The sequence below is a fragment of the Bradyrhizobium sp. CCBAU 53351 genome (assembly GCF_015291745.1).
Taxonomy (GTDB): domain Bacteria; phylum Pseudomonadota; class Alphaproteobacteria; order Rhizobiales; family Xanthobacteraceae; genus Bradyrhizobium.
Genome location: NZ_CP030059.1, coordinates 6755236 through 6773976, shown reverse-complemented (window position 1 = coordinate 6773976; position 18741 = coordinate 6755236). Strand labels below are relative to the sequence as shown.

Here is an 18741-nt window from a genome sequence, read left to right as displayed (position 1 = left end):
TGTGGGGGCGTCGAATCTGCGTCCTATGCCTAACAGTCCGCTATTTCACGGGGTCTGTTACTTAGGTCACAGATTTAGCTCTGTATTTACCGCAGGATGGGGCGGGACCCCGCCAACAAAAGATGACGCAAGTATCTGTGCCGTGACTATACGGCAGGCTGCCTTGGAAGACTGGAAATGCGAGCAAATAGGCCGAATTCGACTTCAGAATATTTGAAAGATTACTTCGGCTTCTCTATGGAGGCGCCGCTCCGCAGGGGCGCCTACGGCCAAGTGATGCGAAATCACACAAGCATTAGGTGGTATCGCTAAGGACTTGGTAATGCTATGCAAGCTTAGGCAGTCGATACTTACTTAAATTTTAACCCTTTTTACGGTGCCCGGTTGAATTACGCTGGCCAATTTGACGGCGCGATTTCCTTGGACGGCCAGGGTTCCCGCTCGCCCGTCATTGCCCCGACCAATGCCCATGTCGATTCCTTTACCGCGAAGGCGCACGGTCACGTGCCTGACGGCGCGTTCGTTGTTCCCGACCCCAACCTGATCTTCAACGGCGAGTTCAAGCGCGCAGGCCTCGATCTCGTCTTGTCCCACGAGGGGCATGAATTCGTCGTTCACGATTATTTCCGGGGTGACAAGCGCGCAGCGCTCGCCTCGCCCGATGGCGCCCACCTCACCGGCGACATCGTCAACGCGCTCACCGGCTATGTCCAGGTTGCGCAAGCCGCGCCCGGCGCTGCCGCGGCCCAGGTCATCGGCCACGTCACCAAGCTCTCCGGAAGCGCGACCGCGATCCGCAACGGCGTCTCGGTCATCCTGAACAACGGCGACAACGTCGAGAAGGGCGACGTGGTTTCGACCGGCGCCGATTCGACCCTCGGCATCACCTTCATCGACGGCACCGTGTTCGGCTTGTCTTCGAACGCGCGCATGGTGCTGAACGAGATGGTCTACGACCCCAACGGGTCGAGCAATTCCTCGCTGCTGAGCCTCGTCGCCGGCACCATCACCTTCGTCGCCGGCGAGACCGCCAAGCACGGCGACATGAAGATCGACACGCCGGTCGCCACCATGGGCATCCGCGGCACGGCGGTGCTGACACAGATCAACTTCGTCGTTCCGGCCGGCGGCGGCGATCCGCAGCCGCAGGCCAGCTTCCAGGTGCTGGTCGAGCCGAACGGCACGACGGGCTCCTACATCCTGTTCGACAAGATCACGCTGCTGCCGATCGCGACGGTCAACCAGGCCGGCCAGATGATCCAGATCAGCGGCGGCAACGTCTCGATCTCCAATGCGCTGATGTCGCCGGACGTTCAGAAGCTGATCACGGACGTGTTCACGCTGAAGTTCACCGACAACAACACCAACACCAAGCTGACCACGAACTTCACCGACACGCTCACGCCGATGAGCCTGGACGTGGTGTTCAAGTCGGCGTCCGGCCCCATCGTGACCGCGACCTTCGTCAATCTCAATACGCAGGGATCGGAAGGGCCGAGCACCTCCACGCCGCCCGCCTTGCGTATTCCCGGCCAACCCATTGCGCAGAGCTTCGACGCCAGCGGCAATTTGAAGACGGCGTTCTCGCTGACCGAGCGTGCTGACGCGACCGGCGACACCCATGCCGATACGATCTCCGGCCTGATCAGGTTCGTCGACCAAAACCTCGGCGACCGGCCGACGGTGAGCATCAGCCTCGCCGAAGCGCCGAACTATGCTTACAAGGACGCCGGACAGCACGTCGTCACCGGCTCGCTCACCGATCTCCAGAAGCAGGACATCGCAGCGACGCAGATCCAGATCAACGTCGTCCCCGGCGCCGGCAACGACAACAACGGCTCGGCGGTCTGGACTTACACGATCCCGGACAACGTCTTCGACTTCCTCGCCGCCGGCGAAACGCTGACGCTGACCTACATGGTCCGCGTCGATACCAATTTCTCGGTGAGCCCCGAGTCGAAGCTCATCCCGATCACCATCACGATCACGGGGACCAACGACAAGCCCACCGTCGCGACGTCGGGCGGAACCGTCATCGAGAAGATCGGCACCGGCAACGAGGCTCTCGACACCATCACGGGAACGGTCACCTTCACCGACGTCGATCTGACCGACCGGCCCATCGTGAGCGCGGCGCTCTCGTCCAGCCAGCCCTTCAAATATCTCGATGCGCAGGGCCACGATATCAGCGCGACGCTGACGCCGCAGCAACTCGCGGCGATCGCCGCCGTCGAGGTGCCGCTCACCGTGCTGCAGGGTGCGGGCAACGGCAACAACGGCTCGGCCATCTGGACCTACAGCGTTTCCGACCATCTCTTCGATTTCCTCGCCGAAGGCGAGACGCTGACCCTCAACTATGTGGTGCAGGTCGATGACGGACACGGCGGCGTCGTCAGCACGCCGATCATCGTGTCCATCAACGGTGCGGACGTCAATGTCGAGGGCACCAACGACGTGCCGACGATCGTCGAGGACGACACCAATCCGGCCGGCGCTGTGACCGAAGATACAGCGGCCACGCTCGCGGCGAACGGCACCATTGCCTTCAACGACCCCGATCTCACCGATACACACACTGCGAGCTACGTCCTGAAGTCGACGGTTTCGAGCGCGCACCTGCCCGGGTTCGGCGACGGCACGTCGCATATCGGCACGTTCGCGCTCAATCCGGTGGTCGAGAGTCCGGGCGTCAGCTCCCGTGGATCGGTGGGCTGGACCTTCACGCTCGACGACAACGATCCGGTGCTGCAGTCGCTGGCGGAAGGCCAGACCATCACGCAGGTCTACACCGTGACCGTCGACGACCATCACGGCGGGACGGTGACGCAGGACGTCACGGTGGTCATCACCGGCACCAACGACGCGCCGACCATCACGAGCGATGCAGACGCTGCGGCGGGGGCCGTGACCGAGGATGCGGCCACGCCGACGCTCTCGACCGGCGGCACGCTGGCGATCCAGGATCTCGACCTGATTGACACCCACATCGCGGAGGCGGTGTTCAAGTCGGCGACGTCGAACGCGCATCTGCCGGGCTTCGACGGCCATACGCCGCTCGGGACCTTCACGATCGACCCGTCGGTGACGGAATCCAACGGGGACACCGACAACGGCGCGACGCTGGGTTGGCATTTCGCGCTCAACGACAACGATCCGGTGCTGCAGTCGCTGGCCAAGGGCCAGACCATCACCCAGATCTACACCGTCACGTTCACCGACAATCACGGTGCGGAGGTCACGAAGGACGTCACGGTCACCATCACCGGCACCAACGACGCGCCGACGGTGACCAGCAGTGCCGCGGACGCCGCCGGAGAGGTGACCGAGGACGACACCAGTGTGACGCTGTCGATCGACGGCACTTTGGCGATCCAGGATCTCGACCTGATCGATGCGCATACGGCGCAGGCGATGTTCAAGTCGTCGACGTCGAGCGTGCATCTGCCGGGCTTTGACGACGATACGCCGCTCGGGACCTTCACGATCGATCCGTCAGTGCTCGAATCCATCATCGACACCGATAATGGTGCGACGCTCGGCTGGCACTTCAGCCTCGACAACAACGATGCGGTGCTGCAGTCGCTGGCGCAGGGCCAGACCATCACCCAGGTCTACACGGTCACCTTCACCGACGATCACGGCGCATACGTCTCGCAGGACGTGACCGTCACCATCAACGGCGCCAATGACGCGCCGACGATGACCAGCAGTGCCGCCGATGCCGCCGGAGCGGTGACCGAGGACGCCTGCGTGACGCTGTCGATCGACGGCACGCTGGCGATCCAGGACCTCGATCTGGTCGACACCCACACTGCGGAGACGGTGTTCAAATCGTCGACCTCGAGCGTGCATCTGCCGGGCTTCGACGACGACACGCCGCTCGGCACCTTCACGATCGATTCCGCAATCGCCGAGTTCAATGATGACACCGGCAACGGTGCGACGCTGGGCTGGCACTTCAGCCTCGACAATAACGATGCGGTGCTGCAGTCGCTGGCGCAGGGCCAGACCATCACCCAGGTCTACACCGTCACCTTCACCGACGATCACGGCGCGTATGTCTCGCAGGATGTGACCGTCACGATCAACGGCGCCAACGATGCGCCGACCATCACCAGCGATGCCGCCGCGGCGACGGGCGCGGTGACCGAGGATGACGACGCCTCGCTGACGGCCGGCGGCACGCTGGCGATCCAGGATGTCGACCTGATCGACACCCACACCGCGCAGGCGGTGTTCAAGTCGTCGTCGGTCAGCTCGGCCCTGCCGGGCTTCGAGGACGACAGCACGAATATCGGCACTTTCACGATCGACGCCGTGTCCGAATCCGGCAGCGATACCAGCAACGCTGCGACGCTCGGCTGGCACTTCACGTTGGACAACAGCGATCCCGTGCTGCAATCGCTGGCGGAAGGGCAGACCATCACTCAGGTCTACACCGTCACATTCGACGACCAGCATGGCGGCACGGTCAGCCAGGACGTCACCGTCACGATCACCGGCACCAACGATGCGCCGGCGGTCTCCTATGTCACGTCGGACTACATGAATTTCGACGGCCAGACCATCGCGGTGGGCGAGGTGCCGACGGTCGCTTCCGACGAGGTGACGCTGGACGGCTGGGTGAACTGGAACGGGGGCGCAGAGGCCGGTCATGGCCAGATCCTGTTCTACAACGGCAACACTTCGACGACGGGCTTCGGCCTGCTCGGTACGGTCAATGCCGATGGCACGATGGAGCTGCAGATCCTCGCAGGCGGCGTTCAGATCGCCGATACCGGCGTGGCGCTCGCGGCATCGCAATGGCACAACGTCGCGCTGACCCGCGACAACGGCGCCTTCTCGCTCTATCTCGACGGCAACCGCGAATATTCGCAGGCCTGGTCGATCAACCCCATCGACGGCAGTCCGTCGAATCCGTCGGCGTCCTACATGATGATCGGCGCCGCGAGCGAGCCGGGCGCGGCGGGCTTTGGCGCGGAAGGCTTCTTCGGCTCGATCGCCGATGTCAGCGTCTGGAACGCCGCGCTGACGCAGGCGCAGATCCAGTCGCTCGATTTCACGGCGCTCACCGGCAGCGAGACGAACCTCGCCGCGTATTACCAGCTCGGCGACGGTAGCGGGACCACGGCCGCCAATGCGGTCAATCCCGCCAAGAGCCTCGCCATTGAGGGCGATGCGGACTGGGCAAGCAGCACGTCAGGACCGGGCGGCGCCGTCGCCGATCTCGTGGAAACCAATGCCGGCCAGCTTGCGCACGGCGTGCTGGCGCTCTCCGACGTCGACGCGACCGATCATGTCACGGTGTCGGTCGGCGAGCTGCAGGTTGCTCTCGACGGCGCGCCGCAGTCCGGCAGCGTCGGCGGGCTGTCGCATGCGGACCTCCTGAACTATCTCAGCGTTCCGTCCGGCGATATCCTCGACGGCACGGCCACGCAGACGCAACTCACCTGGAATTTCGATTCGCAAGGCCATGCCTTCGACTTCCTCGCCGCCGGCCAGACGCTGTCGCTGCAATACACCATCGTTCCGGATGACGGGTACGGTGCGGGCACCAGCGCGATCGTCACCGTCAACATCGCCGGCAGCAACGATGCGCCGACGCTCGCCGATCTCCACATCGGTCCGCTCACGGACACGGCCGCTGCCGACACCTTCTCGGATCTGAACGGGACGCTGACGGGGAACGACGTCGATACCGGCGAGACGGCGACGCTGACCTATGCCGTCCTCAATGCGGATCATCACCCGGCAACGACGGCTGTCGGATTGTACGGCACGCTGACGATCAATCCCGACGGCTGCTACAGCTACGTTCCGAACGCCGCGGCGATCAATGCGCTGGCGGCAGGTTCCTACGCCGATACCTTTACGGTCCAGACCACGGATGTGCACGGCGCGACCGGCACGGCCACGCTCACGGTCGACGTGACGGGGGCGAACGATGCCAACGGTCCGGTCATCGATACCGCAAGCTTCCAGGTCGAGCACATCATCGAGAACGGCAACGACATCGTCAACGATCTCGTCGTCATCGACACAGATGCAGGCGCGGCGGCGGATACGTTCACCGTCACGCTGTCGACCGCACATCCGGACGTCAGCAGCGTCTATTTCGCTCCGATGACGGGTTCGCTCGAGCAGATCAACGCCGGCCTCGCGAGCGGCGGCACCGGCGTCGTCTACGATCCGACGGGCGCCAGCACCGATGACTACCCGCAGCCGCCCGAATTCGACCAGATCACGCTGACCGTCGCCGACTCGTCCGGCCACTCCGACACGGTCAATTTCATCTTTGTCGAGGGAGAGACCAGCCAGCAGATCGTTCTTTCGGGCGCCGACGGCAAGGACGTCATTTTCGCGACCGAGTCGAGCGACACGCTGATCGGTGGCGGCGGCAAGGACCAGTTCGTGTTCGCGCCGGCCGCATCGCAGGATGCCATCCAGCACACCGTGAACGATTTCGAGATTGGCCTCGACAAGATCGACCTGCGCCAGTTCAGCGGCATCAGCTCGATCGGCGATCTGTCACCGGCGTCGCAGGATGGCGGTACGCTCCTCACGCTGGACAATCACGAGACCATCCTGCTGAAGGGCGTGATCAGCGCGAACCTGCAGGCCAGCGACTTCATCTTCGGTCCTCATGTCACCTAGTGACGGCGGCCTTGCCACCTTGACCGCAGCAAAAAACCCTTAGTTCCTGGCGTTCGGGGAATAGCCAACCGCGCGCCGACGCTCCATGATCGGCGCGCACGGCATGGTGCAGGCCAGGAAGTCCGATTGGAATGAAACGTCTCAAGATCCTGCGGCGGTGGTTTGCGCGGAAGCTGGGCTTCGCGCGGCTGATGTGCCTTGCGCTGCTGGTCCTGTTCGCCGGCGCGCGCCTGTGGGATCCGCCGCCGATCCAGGAATTGCGGCTGCGCACCTTCGACATGTTCCAGCTGATCGACCCGCGCCACAAGGCGGCGCGTCCGGTCGTGATCGTCGACATCGACGACAAGAGCCTGGCCAAGCTCGGGCAGTGGCCGTGGCCGCGCACGCGGATCGCCGATCTGATCCAGAACCTCACCAATAGCGGCGCGGTGGCGATCGGCTTCGACGTGGTGTTCTCCGAACCCGACCGGCTCAACCCGGATCTGGTCGCAAACCAGATGCGCTATCTCGACGATGCCACCCGCGCCAAGCTGCGCGAGTTGCCGACCAACGACCAGATTCTCGCCGACGCCATCAAGCGCTCGCGCGTGGTGCTGGGCGAGACCGGGCTTCCGTCGGTCTTGTCGGAGCTGGACAAATCGCTGCCGTTTACCGGGGTGGCGACGGTCGGCGAGGAGGGGGCCGAACGCTTCCTGTTCGAATTTCCGGGCTTGCTGCGCAACGTGCCTGTCATCGAGAAGGTTGCAGCCGGCCGCGGCCTGTTTTCGATCAGGAAAGAGCGGGACGGGTTCATCCGCCGCGTGCCGATGATGATGCGCGCACAGGGCAACATCATGCCCTCGCTCAGCCTCGAGATCCTGCGCGTCGTCACGGGCACGCCGACGCTGCTGGTCCGGACCGACAAGACCGGTGTCAGGTCGATCCGCCTCAAGGGCGCCGAGATCCCCACCGACAAGAACGGCCAGTTCTGGGTGCACTACGCGCGTCGGGATCCCTCGATCTACGTCTCGGCGGCCGACGTGCTCGACAACAGCGAGCCGCCGGGCAGGTTTGCCGGCAAGCTGGTGCTGGTCGGGACCTCCGCCGCCGGGCTCAACGACATCAAGACCACACCGGTGTCAGCGACCATGCCGGGGGTCGAGATTCATGCCCAGGTGCTGGAGAGCGTGCTGAGCGGCGCGGTGATCTCGCAGCCGAATTACGCGCTCGGCGTCGAATTGCTCGCGGCGTTGATCATCGGCCTGCTGGTGATCATCTTCACGCCCAATCTCGGTCCCGTGCGCCTCGTGCTCGCGGGTGCGACCTTCGCCGCCATACTGGTCGGCGTGTCCTGGTTCTTCTACGCGCAGTACCGCTACCTCATCGATTTCACCTATCCCCTGCTCTCGACCACGGCGGTCTACCTGACGCTGATCTTCGCCAGCTTCGTCCGCGAGCAGCGCCAGCGCGTGCAGATCCGTGGGCAGTTCGCGCAATACATGTCGCCGGTCCTGGTCGAGCAGCTGGCGCAGTCGCCGGAAAAGCTGGTGCTCGGCGGCGAGGAGCGCGAGATGACGATCATGTTCTCCGACGTGCGCGGCTTCACCACGATCTCGGAGAGCTACAAGCACGACCCGCAAGGCCTGATTGCGCTGATGAACCGGTTCCTGACGCCGCTGACCGACGTCATCATCGAACGGAAGGGCTATATCGACAAATACATGGGCGACGCCATCATGGCGTTCTGGAACGCGCCGCTCGACGATGCCGAGCACGAGGTCAACGCCTGCGAGGCCGCGATCCAGATGCTGGAGAAGATCGACACGGTCAACAGGGAGCGCGAGGAGGAAGCCGCCGAAGGCGGCCGCGTCTACATCCCGCTCAATGTCGGCATCGGTCTCAACACCGGCATCGGCGTGGTCGGCAACATGGGCTCCGACCTGAAGAAGAACTATTCGGTGCTCGGCGACAGCGTGAACCTCGCCTCGCGGCTGGAAGGCCAGTCGAAGGAATACGGTTTTCCCATCATCGTCGGCTCCCGCACGGCGCTCGCCGCCAAGGATAGGTTCGCGATCCTCGAGCTCGACTTCATCATGGTCAAGGGCAAGACCGAGCCGGAGGTGATCTACGCCATCGCCGGACGCGAGGACGTGATGCATTCGGCCGCCTTCCAGCGCCTGCGCAACATCACCATCGAGATGCTCGGCTGCTATCGCGGCCGCGACTGGCAGGGCGCGCTCGATGCGATCGAGCGCGGCCGCCGAAGCGAGGACGCCGACACCCTGGAGAAGCTGTTCAGGCTCTACGAGGCTCGGATCGAGGATTTCCAACTCAACCCGCCGCCGGAGGGCTGGACCGGGGCGTACGCGCTGCTGACGAAGTAGTGTTTCGAGCGTGTAGCCAGCCCACTTGTGCGAAGCGCCGTGCCCACGATCTCACTCCGCAATGTTGAATTGGTGGGCATGCTTACGCTTTGCCCACCGTACGGCAGCGGTGATCGCGGCCTTCACTCCATCCCGATCGTGGTCAGATCCTGAAACCAGTGCTGGGCCTGCACGAATTGTTTCACTTTCGGCGATAGCGCGTGCGGGTTGGTGTCGTGGACGACCCAAACCAGTGCGGCATCGTCGACGATCAAAGCGTGCGCCTGCGCCAGCAGCTCGTCCTGTTTGGCGGCATTGAAGGTCTGCTTGGCCTCGTCGATCAGCGCGTCGACTTTCGGGTTCTTGTAGCCGCCCCAGTTGACGCCCACGGGGGCGATCTGGCCGGAATGGAAGAAGCGGACGATGGCGTAGAGCGGGTCCGAGGTGACATAGGCGATGTTGTTGGCGGTGATGCCGGCGTTGATCTCGTCGGCCGCGCCCTTGCGCCAATGCGTGTAGAGCGTCTCGAGCTCGACCACCTTGAAGTCGATGTCGATGCCGATCTCCTTGAAGCTCTGCTGCAGGAATTCGTTCATCGGCAGAGACAGCATCTGGCCGGTGCCGCCTTGCGCGATGATGAAGGTAGCCTTCAGCGGCTTCGCCTTGGAGTAGCCGGCTTCCTCGACGAGCTTTTTCGCGGCGGCGAGGTCGTATTTCAGCTCGAAGCTCGGCTTGCCGAACCACGGGCTGGACGGGTCGACCTGTCCTTTCGCCGGCTTCGCCAAGCCATTCATCAGCCCGACCACCGCATCGCGGTCGATCGCAAGGTTCAGCGCCTTGCGCAGGCGGATGTCGGTCCAGGGCGAGCCCGGCAGCACGGACAGGTGATAATTCCAGACATGCGGCGTGACGTTGTCGACGAGCTTCATGCCGGCGGCTTTGAGCTGCGGCACCGCGTCCGGTGCCGGCGTCTCGATCAGATCGACCTGGCCCGCGAGCAGCGCATTGGTGCGCGTCAGCGCTTCCGGCATCGGCACCAGCACGATCTTGTCGGCCTTGGGAATGCGCTTCTTATTCCAATAGTCAGGATTCTTGCTGAGCTCGGCGAGCTCGCGCGGTACGAGTTTTGTCAGCTTGAACGGCCCGGTGCCGGAGGGCTGGCTGGCGAACTTGTCCCAATCCTTGCCGAGCTTGTCGTACTGCGCGGGGCTCGACACCAGAAACCACAGCATCTGATAGGGGAAGAAAGAGTCGACCGTCTTGGTGGTGATCTCCACCGTGAAATCGTCGATCCTGGCGTAGCTGGCGACGGAGGGCAGGCGGGTCTTCACCTGCGCGCTCTGCCGCTTGTCGAATTGCGGCGCCTTGTCGTTGAGCACCTTGTCCAGGTTCCAGATCACCGCATCGGCATTGAACGCGCTGCCGTCGTGAAAGGTCACGCCCTTGCGCAGCGTGAAGCGCCACTTGGTCTTGTCCTCGTCATCCACCTTCCACTCGGTCGCAAGCCCCGGCACCAGCTTGCCGGGCCGGTCGGCGACGTCCATCTCCCAGGCGACCAGCGGATCGTAGATCGTGTAAGCCGTGAACTGATAGGCGCCGGCACCGCGATCGGGTTGACCCGTGGTCAGCGGAATGTCTGCCATCGAGATGCCGTAGCGCACCACGGTTTCGGCGCGCGTCGGGATTGCGGACGACGCCAGCGCAAGCACGGCGAGACAAATCGATAGACGGATACGCATGGCCTAGAGCTCCCAGGGGATTGCGGGAGCGGACCTGCAATCTTGATGCCAGAATAGGCAGCGCGGCGCGTACACCCGCCTCCGGCACACAAGGACTTGTCGTCGCAGGGCCAAATTGCAGAATAAGTTTCTCTCTGGCATAGCCATTGCATACGATTGCATCAAAAATAGTCATCGAAGCCGGAAAAGGATTGAGGCGATGCTTACGAAGAAGAACACACGCGCGGCATTGATCGCGGTGCTCGCTCTAACGACTGCGGCGGCCTTGCCGCGTGCGGTCAGCGCGGAGACCGTGCTGCGCATCGGCATGACTGCTGCCGATATTCCGCGCACGCTGGGCCAGCCTGATCAGGGTTTTGAAGGCAATCGCTTCACCGGCCTCACCATGTACGACGCGCTTACCGGTTGGGACCTGTCGTCTGCCGAAAAGGCGAGCGTGGTGATCCCCGGCCTTGCCACCGAGTGGAAGGTCGACGATGCCGACAAGACCAAGTGGATCTTCAAGCTGCGTCCCGGCGTGACCTTCCACGACGGCACGCCGTTCAACGCGGATGCAGTGGTGTGGAACGTCGAGAAGGTCTTGAAGCAGGATGCGCCGCAATTCGACGCCAGCCAGGTCGGCGTCACGGCCTCGCGCATGCCGACGCTGGCCTCGGCGAAGAAGATCGACGACATGACGGTCGAGCTCACCACCAAGGAGCCCGACAGCTTCCTGCCGATCAACCTCACCAATTTGTTCATGGCGAGCCCGGCGAAGTGGCAGCACTTCTACGACAAGGCGGAAGGCGCTGACGCCAAGGCGAAGTCGCAGGCGGCCTGGACCGCGTTTGCCAAGGACGCCGCCGGCACCGGCCCGTGGAAGATGGCGAGCTTCACGCCCCGCGAGCGGCTCGAGCTGGTGAAGAACGCGAGCTATTGGGACAAGGCACGCGTGCCCAAGGTCGACAAGATGGTGCTGCTGCCGATGCCGGAAGCCAACGCGCGCACCGCGGCGCTGCTTTCCGGGCAGGTCGATTGGGTCGAGGCGCCGGCCCCGGATGCGCTGCCCGAGCTCAAGCAGCGCGGCTTCAAGCTCTACGCCAATGAGCAGCCGCATGTCTGGCCCTGGCAATTCTCGCGCGTCGAGGGCTCGCCCTGGAACGACATCCGCGTGCGCAAGGCGGCGAATCTCTGCATCGATCGCGAAGGCCTCAAGGACGGCCTGCTTGCCGGACTGATGGTGCCCGCGACCGGCACCTTCGAGCCCGGTCATCCCTGGCGCGGCAAGCCGAGCTTCGAGATCAAATACGACAAGGCCGCCGCCCAGAAGCTGATGCAGGAAGCGGGCTTCGGCCCAAACAAGAAGCTGACGGTGAAGACGCAGACCTCGGCCTCCGGCTCCGGCCAGATGCAGCCGCTGGCGATGAACGAATATCTGCAGCAGGCGCTCGCCGAATGCTATTTCGACGTGAAGCTTGACGTCATCGAGTGGAACACGCTGTTCACCAACTGGCGCCGCGGCGCCAAGGATCCCAGCGCCAACGGCTCGAACGCCACCAACGTCACCTATGCCGCGATGGACCCGTTCTTCGCGCTGGTGCGCTTCCTGCAGTCGGGCATGGCGCCGCCGGTCTCGAACAATTGGGGCTTCATCAACAATCCCAAGTTCGATGAGCTGGTAAAGAAGGCGCGGCAGACCTTCGACCCCGCCGCGCGCGACGCCGCGCTCGCCGAGCTGCACGCGGCCTCCGTCGACGACGCCGCCTTCCTCTACGTCGCCCACGACGTCGGCCCGCGCGCGATGAGCCCGAAGGTCACAGGCGTCGTGCAGCCGAAGAGCTGGTTCATCGACTTCTCGCCGGTGTCGATCGCGCAGTAATCTAGCGGCTTGCGCGATGCACCCTCTGCCCTTGTGGGAGAGGGTGGCTTCGCAAAGCGAAGCCGGGTGAGGGGTCTCTCTCCGCTGGAGCAGACCCCTCGACCGTTGCAAGATCGTCCGCGGAGACAACCCCTCATCCGGCGCGCCAAGTGCGCGCCACCTTCTCCCACAAGGGGAGAAGGAAGAAAGAACCAAACGTGCTCGCCTATATCGCCAGACGCATCGTCTATGTTGTCCCGATCGTCATCAGCGTCGCGCTGGTGTGTTTCCTGTTCGTGCACATCACGCCGGGTGATCCGCTCGTTGCGGTGCTCCCCGCAGATGCCTCGCAGGAGCTCGCCGCGCAGCTGCGCACCGCCTATGGCTTCGATCGCCCGCTGCCGGTGCAGTTCGGGCTTTGGCTGCTCCGTGCCCTGCATGGCGATCTCGGTAATTCCATCGCTACCGGGCGCCCCGTTCTGGCCGAGGTCATGCGCGCGGTCGGCAACACCGTGACGCTCGCGATCGCGGCCGCCATCATCGGCTTCACGATGGGCATCCTGCTCGGCCTGATCGCCGGCTATTTCCGCGAGACTTGGATCGACAAGGTCGCGACCTCCTTCGCCATCGCCGGCGTGTCGGTGCCGCATTACTGGCTCGGCATGCTGCTCGTCATCATCTTCTCGGTGCAGCTCAACTGGCTCCCCGCGGTCGGCGCCGGGCCCAATGGCTCCAACTCCTGGGCGTGGGACTGGGCCCATCTGAAATATCTGGTGCTGCCGGCGATCACGACCTCGGTGATTCCCATGGGCATCGTCACCCGCACCGTGCGCGCACTCACCGGCGACATCCTCAGCCAGGATTTTGTCGAGGCCTTGCGCGCCAAGGGGCTGCACGAGCGCGGCGTGTTCCGCCACGTCATCAAGAACGCCGCGCCGACCGCGCTGGCGGTGATGGGGCTCCAGCTCGGCTACATGCTGGGCGGCTCCATCCTGATCGAGACGGTGTTCTCCTGGCCGGGCTCGGGCTTCCTGCTCAACTCCGCGATTTTCCAGCGCGATCTGCCGCTGCTCCAGGGCACGATCCTGATCCTCGCGCTGTTCTTCGTCTTCCTCAATCTCCTGGTCGACATCGCGCAAGCCGCGATCGACCCGCGTATCAAGCGGGGCTGAGATGAGCGAGCTTCCGCTAATCGCCACCACTGACGCCGCTCTGCAGGCCGCGCCTGCGACCAAGGCGCGGGGCTATTGGGCGACCGTCGGCCGCCGCATCGCCCGCGACAAGGTCAGCATGGCCTGCGCGCTGGTGCTGCTGCTGATCTTCCTCTCGGCGATCCTCGCGCCGTGGCTGGGCCTCGAGGACCCCTACAAGGGCTCGATGATCCGCCGCCTGCGCCACATCGGCACGCCGGGTTATCCGCTCGGCACCGACGAGCTCGGCCGCGACATGCTGGCGCGGCTGGTCTATGGCGGCCGGCTGTCGCTGGTGATCGGCATCCTGCCCGTGATCCTCGCTTTCGGCATCGGCACCTCGCTCGGCCTCGTCGCCGGTTATGTCGGCGGCAAGCTCAACACCGCGATCATGCGCACGATCGACGTGTTTTATGCGTTCCCCTCGGTGTTGCTGGCGATCGCGATCTCCGGCGCATTGGGCGCCGGCATCCTCAACTCCATCGTGTCGCTGACCGTGGTGTTCGTGCCGCAGATCACCCGCGTCGCCGAAAGCGTCACGACAGGCGTCCGCAACATGGATTTCGTCGAAGCCGCGCGCGCCTCGGGTGCCGGGCCCTTCACTATCATGCGCGTGCACATCCTCGGCAACGTACTGGGTTCGATCTTCGTCTACGCCACGAGCCTGATCTCGGTTTCGATGATCCTGGCGGCCGGTCTGTCCTTCCTCGGCCTCGGCACCAAGCCGCCGGAGCCGGAATGGGGCCTGATGCTGAACACCTTGCGCACCGCGATCTATGTCAATCCGTGGGTCGCGGCCTTGCCGGGCGCGATGATCTTCGCGGTGTCGATCTGCTTCAACCTGCTCTCGGACGGCCTGCGCAGCGCCATGGACATCAGGAACTAGCCATGAGCGAGAGCAACGCATCCGTCTCCATGCTCGAGCCGGTCGAAGACCGCGGCGGCGCCGCGCAGCCGCTGCTGCAGGTCAACGGACTGACCAAGCATTTTCCGGTGCGCGGCGGGCTGTTCGCCGCCAAACGCACCGTGCGCGCCGTCGATAATGTCTCCTTTGCCGTCGCCAAGGGCGAGACCGTCGGCATCGTCGGTGAATCCGGTTGCGGCAAGTCGACCACCGCGCGGCTTCTGATGCACCTGATGCCGCGCGATACCGGCGACATCATCTATGACGGCATGACCGTGGGTCAGTCGCTGAGCTTGCGCGAGCTGCGGCGCGGCATGCAGATGGTGTTCCAGGATTCCTACGCCTCGCTCAATCCGCGCCTCACAATCGAAGAATCCATCGCCTTCGGCCCAAAAGTCCACGGCATGGCCGACGGCGCGGCACGCACCCTCGCGCGCGAGCTGCTCGGTAAGGTGGGCTTACGCCCCGAAAACTTCGCCAATCGCTATCCGCATGAGATCTCCGGCGGCCAGCGCCAGCGCGTCAACATCGCGCGGGCGCTGGCGCTGTCGCCGCGATTGGTGATCCTGGATGAAGCCGTCTCCGCGCTCGACAAATCTGTCGAGGCACAGGTGCTCAATCTGCTCGCCGATCTCAAGCGCGAGTTCGGACTGACTTATCTCTTCATCAGCCATGACCTCAACGTCGTCCGATACATTAGCGACCGTGTGCTGGTGATGTATCTCGGCGAGGTTGTCGAGCTCGGGCCGGTCGATCAGGTCTGGGATAGCCCTGCGCATCCCTACACGCGCGCGCTGCTTGCTGCGATGCCGTCCTCCGACCCTGACAGGCGCACCGAGACGCCGCCGATCACGGGCGATCCGCCCAATCCGATCGATCCGCCCTCGGGTTGCCGCTTCCACACCCGTTGCCCGTTTGCGGAGCCGCTCTGCGCAAATGCGACACCAAAGCTCACCGCGCTCGATAGAATGGGCCACGAGGCCGCGTGCTACATGGCAATTCCGGGTTCAGGCCATAGCCGCGCGCCCAGGGAGACAACCGCATGACGAGACCGACACCGAAAGAGATCAGGCCGATGGCGCAGATCGCCGGCGTGCCCGTGGACGACGAGGTCGCAACCCGCATCTCCAACTCGATAGGGCCCGCCTTCGAAGGCTTTGCGGCCATCGCCGGCACGCTGCCGTTCGATCTCCAGCCCGCGCTCTATCCGATCGCGCAGACGCAAAAGGTGTCGAAATGAGCCTCGAGCCAGCCTTCATGACGCTCACCGAGGTCGCACGTGCGATCGCGATGAAGCAGGTCTCTTCGCATGAGGTGACGCGCGCACTGCTGCACCGCATCGGGCAGTGGCAGCCGCATCTCAATGCCTTCATGTCGATCGAGGCGGAGGCTGCGCTGAAGGCGGCCGAGGCCGCCGACGCCGAGCTTGCCAAGGGCAAGGTCCGCGGTCCCCTGCATGGCGTGCCGCTTGCGCACAAGGACATGTATTACGACGCGGGCCACGTCGCGACCTGCGGCTCGCTGATCCGCCGCGACTTCGTGCCGACCGTGACCTCCACCGCCTTGCAGCGGCTGAAGGACGCCGGCCAGATCCGCCTGGGCACGCTGCATCTCGCCGAATTCGCCTATGGCCCGACCGGTCACAACGCGCATTACGGTCCAGTGCGCAATCCCTGGAACGTCGCGCATATCACCGGTGGCTCGTCCTCGGGCTCCGGCTCGGCGGTCGCGGCGCGCCTGACCTATGCGGCGCTCGGCTCGGACACCGGCGGCTCGATCCGAATGCCCGCGCATTTCTGCGGCGTCACCGGCCTCAAGACCACGTGGAGCCGTGTCAGTCGCGCCGGTGCAATGCCGCTGTCGCAATCGCTCGACACGGTCGGCCCGCTGGCCCGCACCGCCGAGGATTGCGCGCTGTTGCTGGCGCTGATGGCCGGCGCTGACCCCGCCGATTCCACCTGCAGCCACGAGCCGCTGTCGGATTACGTCGCCGCCACCAAGGGCTCGTTGAAGGGCCTCAAGATCGGCGTGCCCGCCTCGTTCTATGTCGACGATCTCGACGCCGAGGTCGCGCGCGTGCTCGACGAGACCATCGCGGTGCTCAGGCGCGAGGGCGCCGACATCGTCAAGGTCGAGCTGCCCGATCAGCGGCAATTGTCCTCGGCGAGCCAGCTCGTGCTCGCCGCGGAAGCGGCCGCCTTCCACAAGCGCTGGATGATCGAGCGTCCGCAGGATTATGGCCCGCAGGTCCTGATGCGGCTGCAGAACGGCCTCGCCGTTCCCGCCATCACCTATCTCGAGGCGATGCGCTGGCGCGGTCCGGCCCTGGCTGCGCACCATGCCGCCACCGCGGGCGTCGATGCGGTGATCGCGCCTGCCTCGCCGGTACCGGCGCCCACGATCGAGGAGAGCGATGTCGGCGGCGGACCGAACGCGCCGGCGCTGTTGCAGCGGCTGACGCTGTTCACCCGCCCGGTGAACTTCCTCGGCCTGCCGTCGCTCACCGTGCCATCGGGCTTCACCCGAGGCGGTCTTCCGATCGGCATGCAGCTGATCGGCCGCTCGTTCGACGAAGCGACCCTGCTCACCATCGGCGCGGCCTTCCAGCGCGTCACCGACTATCACGATCGATTGCCGAAGCTGCCGTCATGACCAAGCTCGTCGAGATCTCAGGCCTCAACATTCGCTTCACCGGTGAGCGCACGGTCTATGCGGTGAACGATCTCAGCCTGTCGCTGGGGGATGGCGAGGTATTGGGACTGCTCGGCGAGTCCGGTTCGGGCAAGAGCGTGACCTTGCGCGCGCTGATGCGGCTGTTGCCGAAGAAACGCACGCAGATTTCGGGCAAGGTCAACGTGATGGGCCGCGACGTGCTCGCCATGAACGACGAGCAGCTGTCGTCGTTCCGCGGCCAGACCGTCTCGATGATCTTCCAGGAGCCCGCGCTCGCGCTCGATCCGGTCTACACGATCGGCGCGCAGATCGCCGAAAGCGTGGTGCGCCACGAGGGCAAAAGCTACGCCGAGGGCAGGGCACGCGCGCTGGAAATGCTCGAGGTCGTGCGCATTCCCTCGGCGAAGCGGCGGCTCGATGCCTATCCGCATGAAATGTCCGGCGGCATGCGCCAGCGCGCGATGATCGCACTGGCGCTGGCCTGCCGGCCAAAAATCCTGCTGGCGGACGAGCCGACCACGGCGCTCGATGCCACCGTGCAGATCCAGATCCTTCTGTTGCTGCGCGAATTGCAGCGCGAGTTCGGGATGTCCGTGATCTTCGTCACCCACGACATCGGCGTTGCCATCGAGATCTGCGACCGTGTCGCGGTGATGTATGCCGGCCAGATCGTGGAGCAGGGGACCCTTCGCGATATCGTCCGCACCCCGGTGCATCCCTATGCCAAGGGCCTGCTTGCCTCGACCGTTCACGGTGCGAAGCGGGGACAGCGCCTCGAAACCATCCCCGGCACGCCGCCCTCGCTGGCCGAGAAGCCGCACAACTGCTCCTTCGCCCCCCGCTGCAAGCTCGCCGAGCCGCGTTGCTTGGAGCGACTGCCTGCGAATGTCGAGGTCGGGCCGGGCCGGGCGGCGCGATGTGTGCTGGCGGAGCCCGTCACCGCGGTGTCATAGTTTCGGATGCGGTGAACCAAGTTCGCGGCAACGGGAGCCTCATCCTGCCATTCACACCCCATTCATCCCGGTTCCCGTTCCATGCCGGGCATTGAAGGAGAGGGATCTCAACGATGCACATTTCAAACGAAGGCCTGCTCGTCATCCTGTTCGTCGGCCTCGTCGCTGGCTGGCTTGCCGGCAAGATCGTGCGGGGCGCCGGGTTCGGCATTATCGGCGACATCGTGATCGGCATCTGCGGTGCGCTGGTGGCGAGCCTTCTGTTTCCGAAGCTCGGCATTCGTCTCGGCACGGGCCTAGTCTCCGAGATCGTCTACTCCGCCATCGGCGCGGTGATCCTGCTGCTCGTGGTGCGGCTGGTGCGGGGTGGCGGCCGGCTCTAGCAGCCGCCCGGTTCGACCGATCGGAACTTGCCGCCTCTCATTGCTGGGCAGAGGCGGCGGTCGCTG

The 18741-nt window shown here is 64.6% G+C and carries 11 protein-coding genes; 10 read left to right on the top strand and 1 reads right to left on the bottom strand.

The window, feature by feature from the left end; all coding sequences use genetic code 11:
- Window positions 1-420: 420 nt before the first annotated feature.
- Complete coding sequence (locus tag XH83_RS32145) at window positions 421-6654, top strand: VCBS domain-containing protein (RefSeq protein WP_246776363.1); 6234 nt, start codon at window positions 421-423, stop codon at window positions 6652-6654.
- Window positions 6655-6785: 131 nt separating this feature from the next.
- The gene (locus XH83_RS32140; protein WP_194404593.1) at window positions 6786-9017 is read left to right on the top strand and encodes a CHASE2 domain-containing protein; all 2232 of its coding nucleotides are present in this window, start codon (window positions 6786-6788) and stop codon (window positions 9015-9017) included.
- Window positions 9018-9139: 122 nt separating this feature from the next.
- On the opposite strand, the gene XH83_RS32135 is transcribed toward XH83_RS32140, so the two are convergent.
- Window positions 9140-10735 carry an ABC transporter substrate-binding protein gene (locus tag XH83_RS32135; RefSeq protein WP_194404592.1) on the bottom strand — a complete coding sequence of 532 codons (1596 nt, stop codon included), beginning with the start codon at window positions 10733-10735 and terminating at the stop codon, window positions 9140-9142.
- A gap of 199 nt (window positions 10736-10934) precedes the next feature.
- On the opposite strand from XH83_RS32135, the gene XH83_RS32130 reads away from it, so the two are divergent.
- The 8 genes from XH83_RS32130 (at window position 10935) to XH83_RS32095 (ending at window position 18675) form a co-directional block, all read left to right on the top strand.
- The gene (locus XH83_RS32130) at window positions 10935-12593 is read left to right on the top strand and encodes an ABC transporter substrate-binding protein (protein WP_194404591.1); all 1659 of its coding nucleotides are present in this window, start codon (window positions 10935-10937) and stop codon (window positions 12591-12593) included.
- A 197-nt stretch (window positions 12594-12790) separates the two neighbouring features.
- Window positions 12791-13744: an ABC transporter permease gene (locus XH83_RS32125; RefSeq protein WP_194404590.1), complete on the top strand. Its 954-nt coding sequence runs from the start codon at window positions 12791-12793 to the stop codon at window positions 13742-13744.
- 1 nt (window position 13745) lies between these two features.
- The gene (locus XH83_RS32120; RefSeq protein WP_194404589.1) at window positions 13746-14648 is read left to right on the top strand and encodes an ABC transporter permease; all 903 of its coding nucleotides are present in this window, start codon (window positions 13746-13748) and stop codon (window positions 14646-14648) included.
- A gap of 2 nt (window positions 14649-14650) precedes the next feature.
- Window positions 14651-15712 carry an ABC transporter ATP-binding protein gene (locus XH83_RS32115; protein ID WP_194404588.1) on the top strand — a complete coding sequence of 354 codons (1062 nt, stop codon included), beginning with the start codon at window positions 14651-14653 and terminating at the stop codon, window positions 15710-15712.
- Complete coding sequence (locus XH83_RS32110; protein ID WP_194404587.1) at window positions 15709-15906, top strand: hypothetical protein; 198 nt, start codon at window positions 15709-15711, stop codon at window positions 15904-15906. Before XH83_RS32115 ends, XH83_RS32110 begins: the two co-directional genes overlap by 4 nt.
- A complete protein-coding gene (locus tag XH83_RS32105) occupies window positions 15903-17318 on the top strand; it encodes an amidase (protein ID WP_194404586.1) in 1416 nt (471 codons plus the stop codon). The genes XH83_RS32110 and XH83_RS32105 overlap by 4 nt, the downstream gene beginning before the upstream one ends.
- Window positions 17315-18292 carry an ABC transporter ATP-binding protein gene (locus tag XH83_RS32100; protein WP_194404585.1) on the top strand — a complete coding sequence of 326 codons (978 nt, stop codon included), beginning with the start codon at window positions 17315-17317 and terminating at the stop codon, window positions 18290-18292. The genes XH83_RS32105 and XH83_RS32100 overlap by 4 nt, the downstream gene beginning before the upstream one ends.
- Before the next feature lie 113 nt (window positions 18293-18405).
- Window positions 18406-18675, top strand: a complete 270-nt coding sequence (locus XH83_RS32095) for a GlsB/YeaQ/YmgE family stress response membrane protein (RefSeq protein WP_194404584.1) — start codon at window positions 18406-18408, stop codon at window positions 18673-18675.
- The last annotated feature ends 66 nt before the right edge of the window (window positions 18676-18741 follow it).

What these genes read in the sequence shown, in the direction of transcription:
- XH83_RS32140 (WP_194404593.1), top strand. Translation starts at nt 6,786, where the DNA reads ATGAAACGTCTCAAGATCCTGCGGCGGTGGTTTGCGCGGAAGCTGGGC.
- XH83_RS32135 (WP_194404592.1), bottom strand. Translation starts at nt 10,735, where the DNA reads ATGCGTATCCGTCTATCGATTTGTCTCGCCGTGCTTGCGCTGGCGTCG.
- XH83_RS32130 (WP_194404591.1), top strand. Translation starts at nt 10,935, where the DNA reads ATGCTTACGAAGAAGAACACACGCGCGGCATTGATCGCGGTGCTCGCT.
- XH83_RS32120 (WP_194404589.1), top strand. Translation starts at nt 13,746, where the DNA reads ATGAGCGAGCTTCCGCTAATCGCCACCACTGACGCCGCTCTGCAGGCC.
- XH83_RS32115 (WP_194404588.1), top strand. Translation starts at nt 14,651, where the DNA reads ATGAGCGAGAGCAACGCATCCGTCTCCATGCTCGAGCCGGTCGAAGAC.
- XH83_RS32110 (WP_194404587.1), top strand. Translation starts at nt 15,709, where the DNA reads ATGACGAGACCGACACCGAAAGAGATCAGGCCGATGGCGCAGATCGCC.
- XH83_RS32105 (WP_194404586.1), top strand. Translation starts at nt 15,903, where the DNA reads ATGAGCCTCGAGCCAGCCTTCATGACGCTCACCGAGGTCGCACGTGCG.
- XH83_RS32100 (WP_194404585.1), top strand. Translation starts at nt 17,315, where the DNA reads ATGACCAAGCTCGTCGAGATCTCAGGCCTCAACATTCGCTTCACCGGT.
- XH83_RS32095 (WP_194404584.1), top strand. Translation starts at nt 18,406, where the DNA reads ATGCACATTTCAAACGAAGGCCTGCTCGTCATCCTGTTCGTCGGCCTC.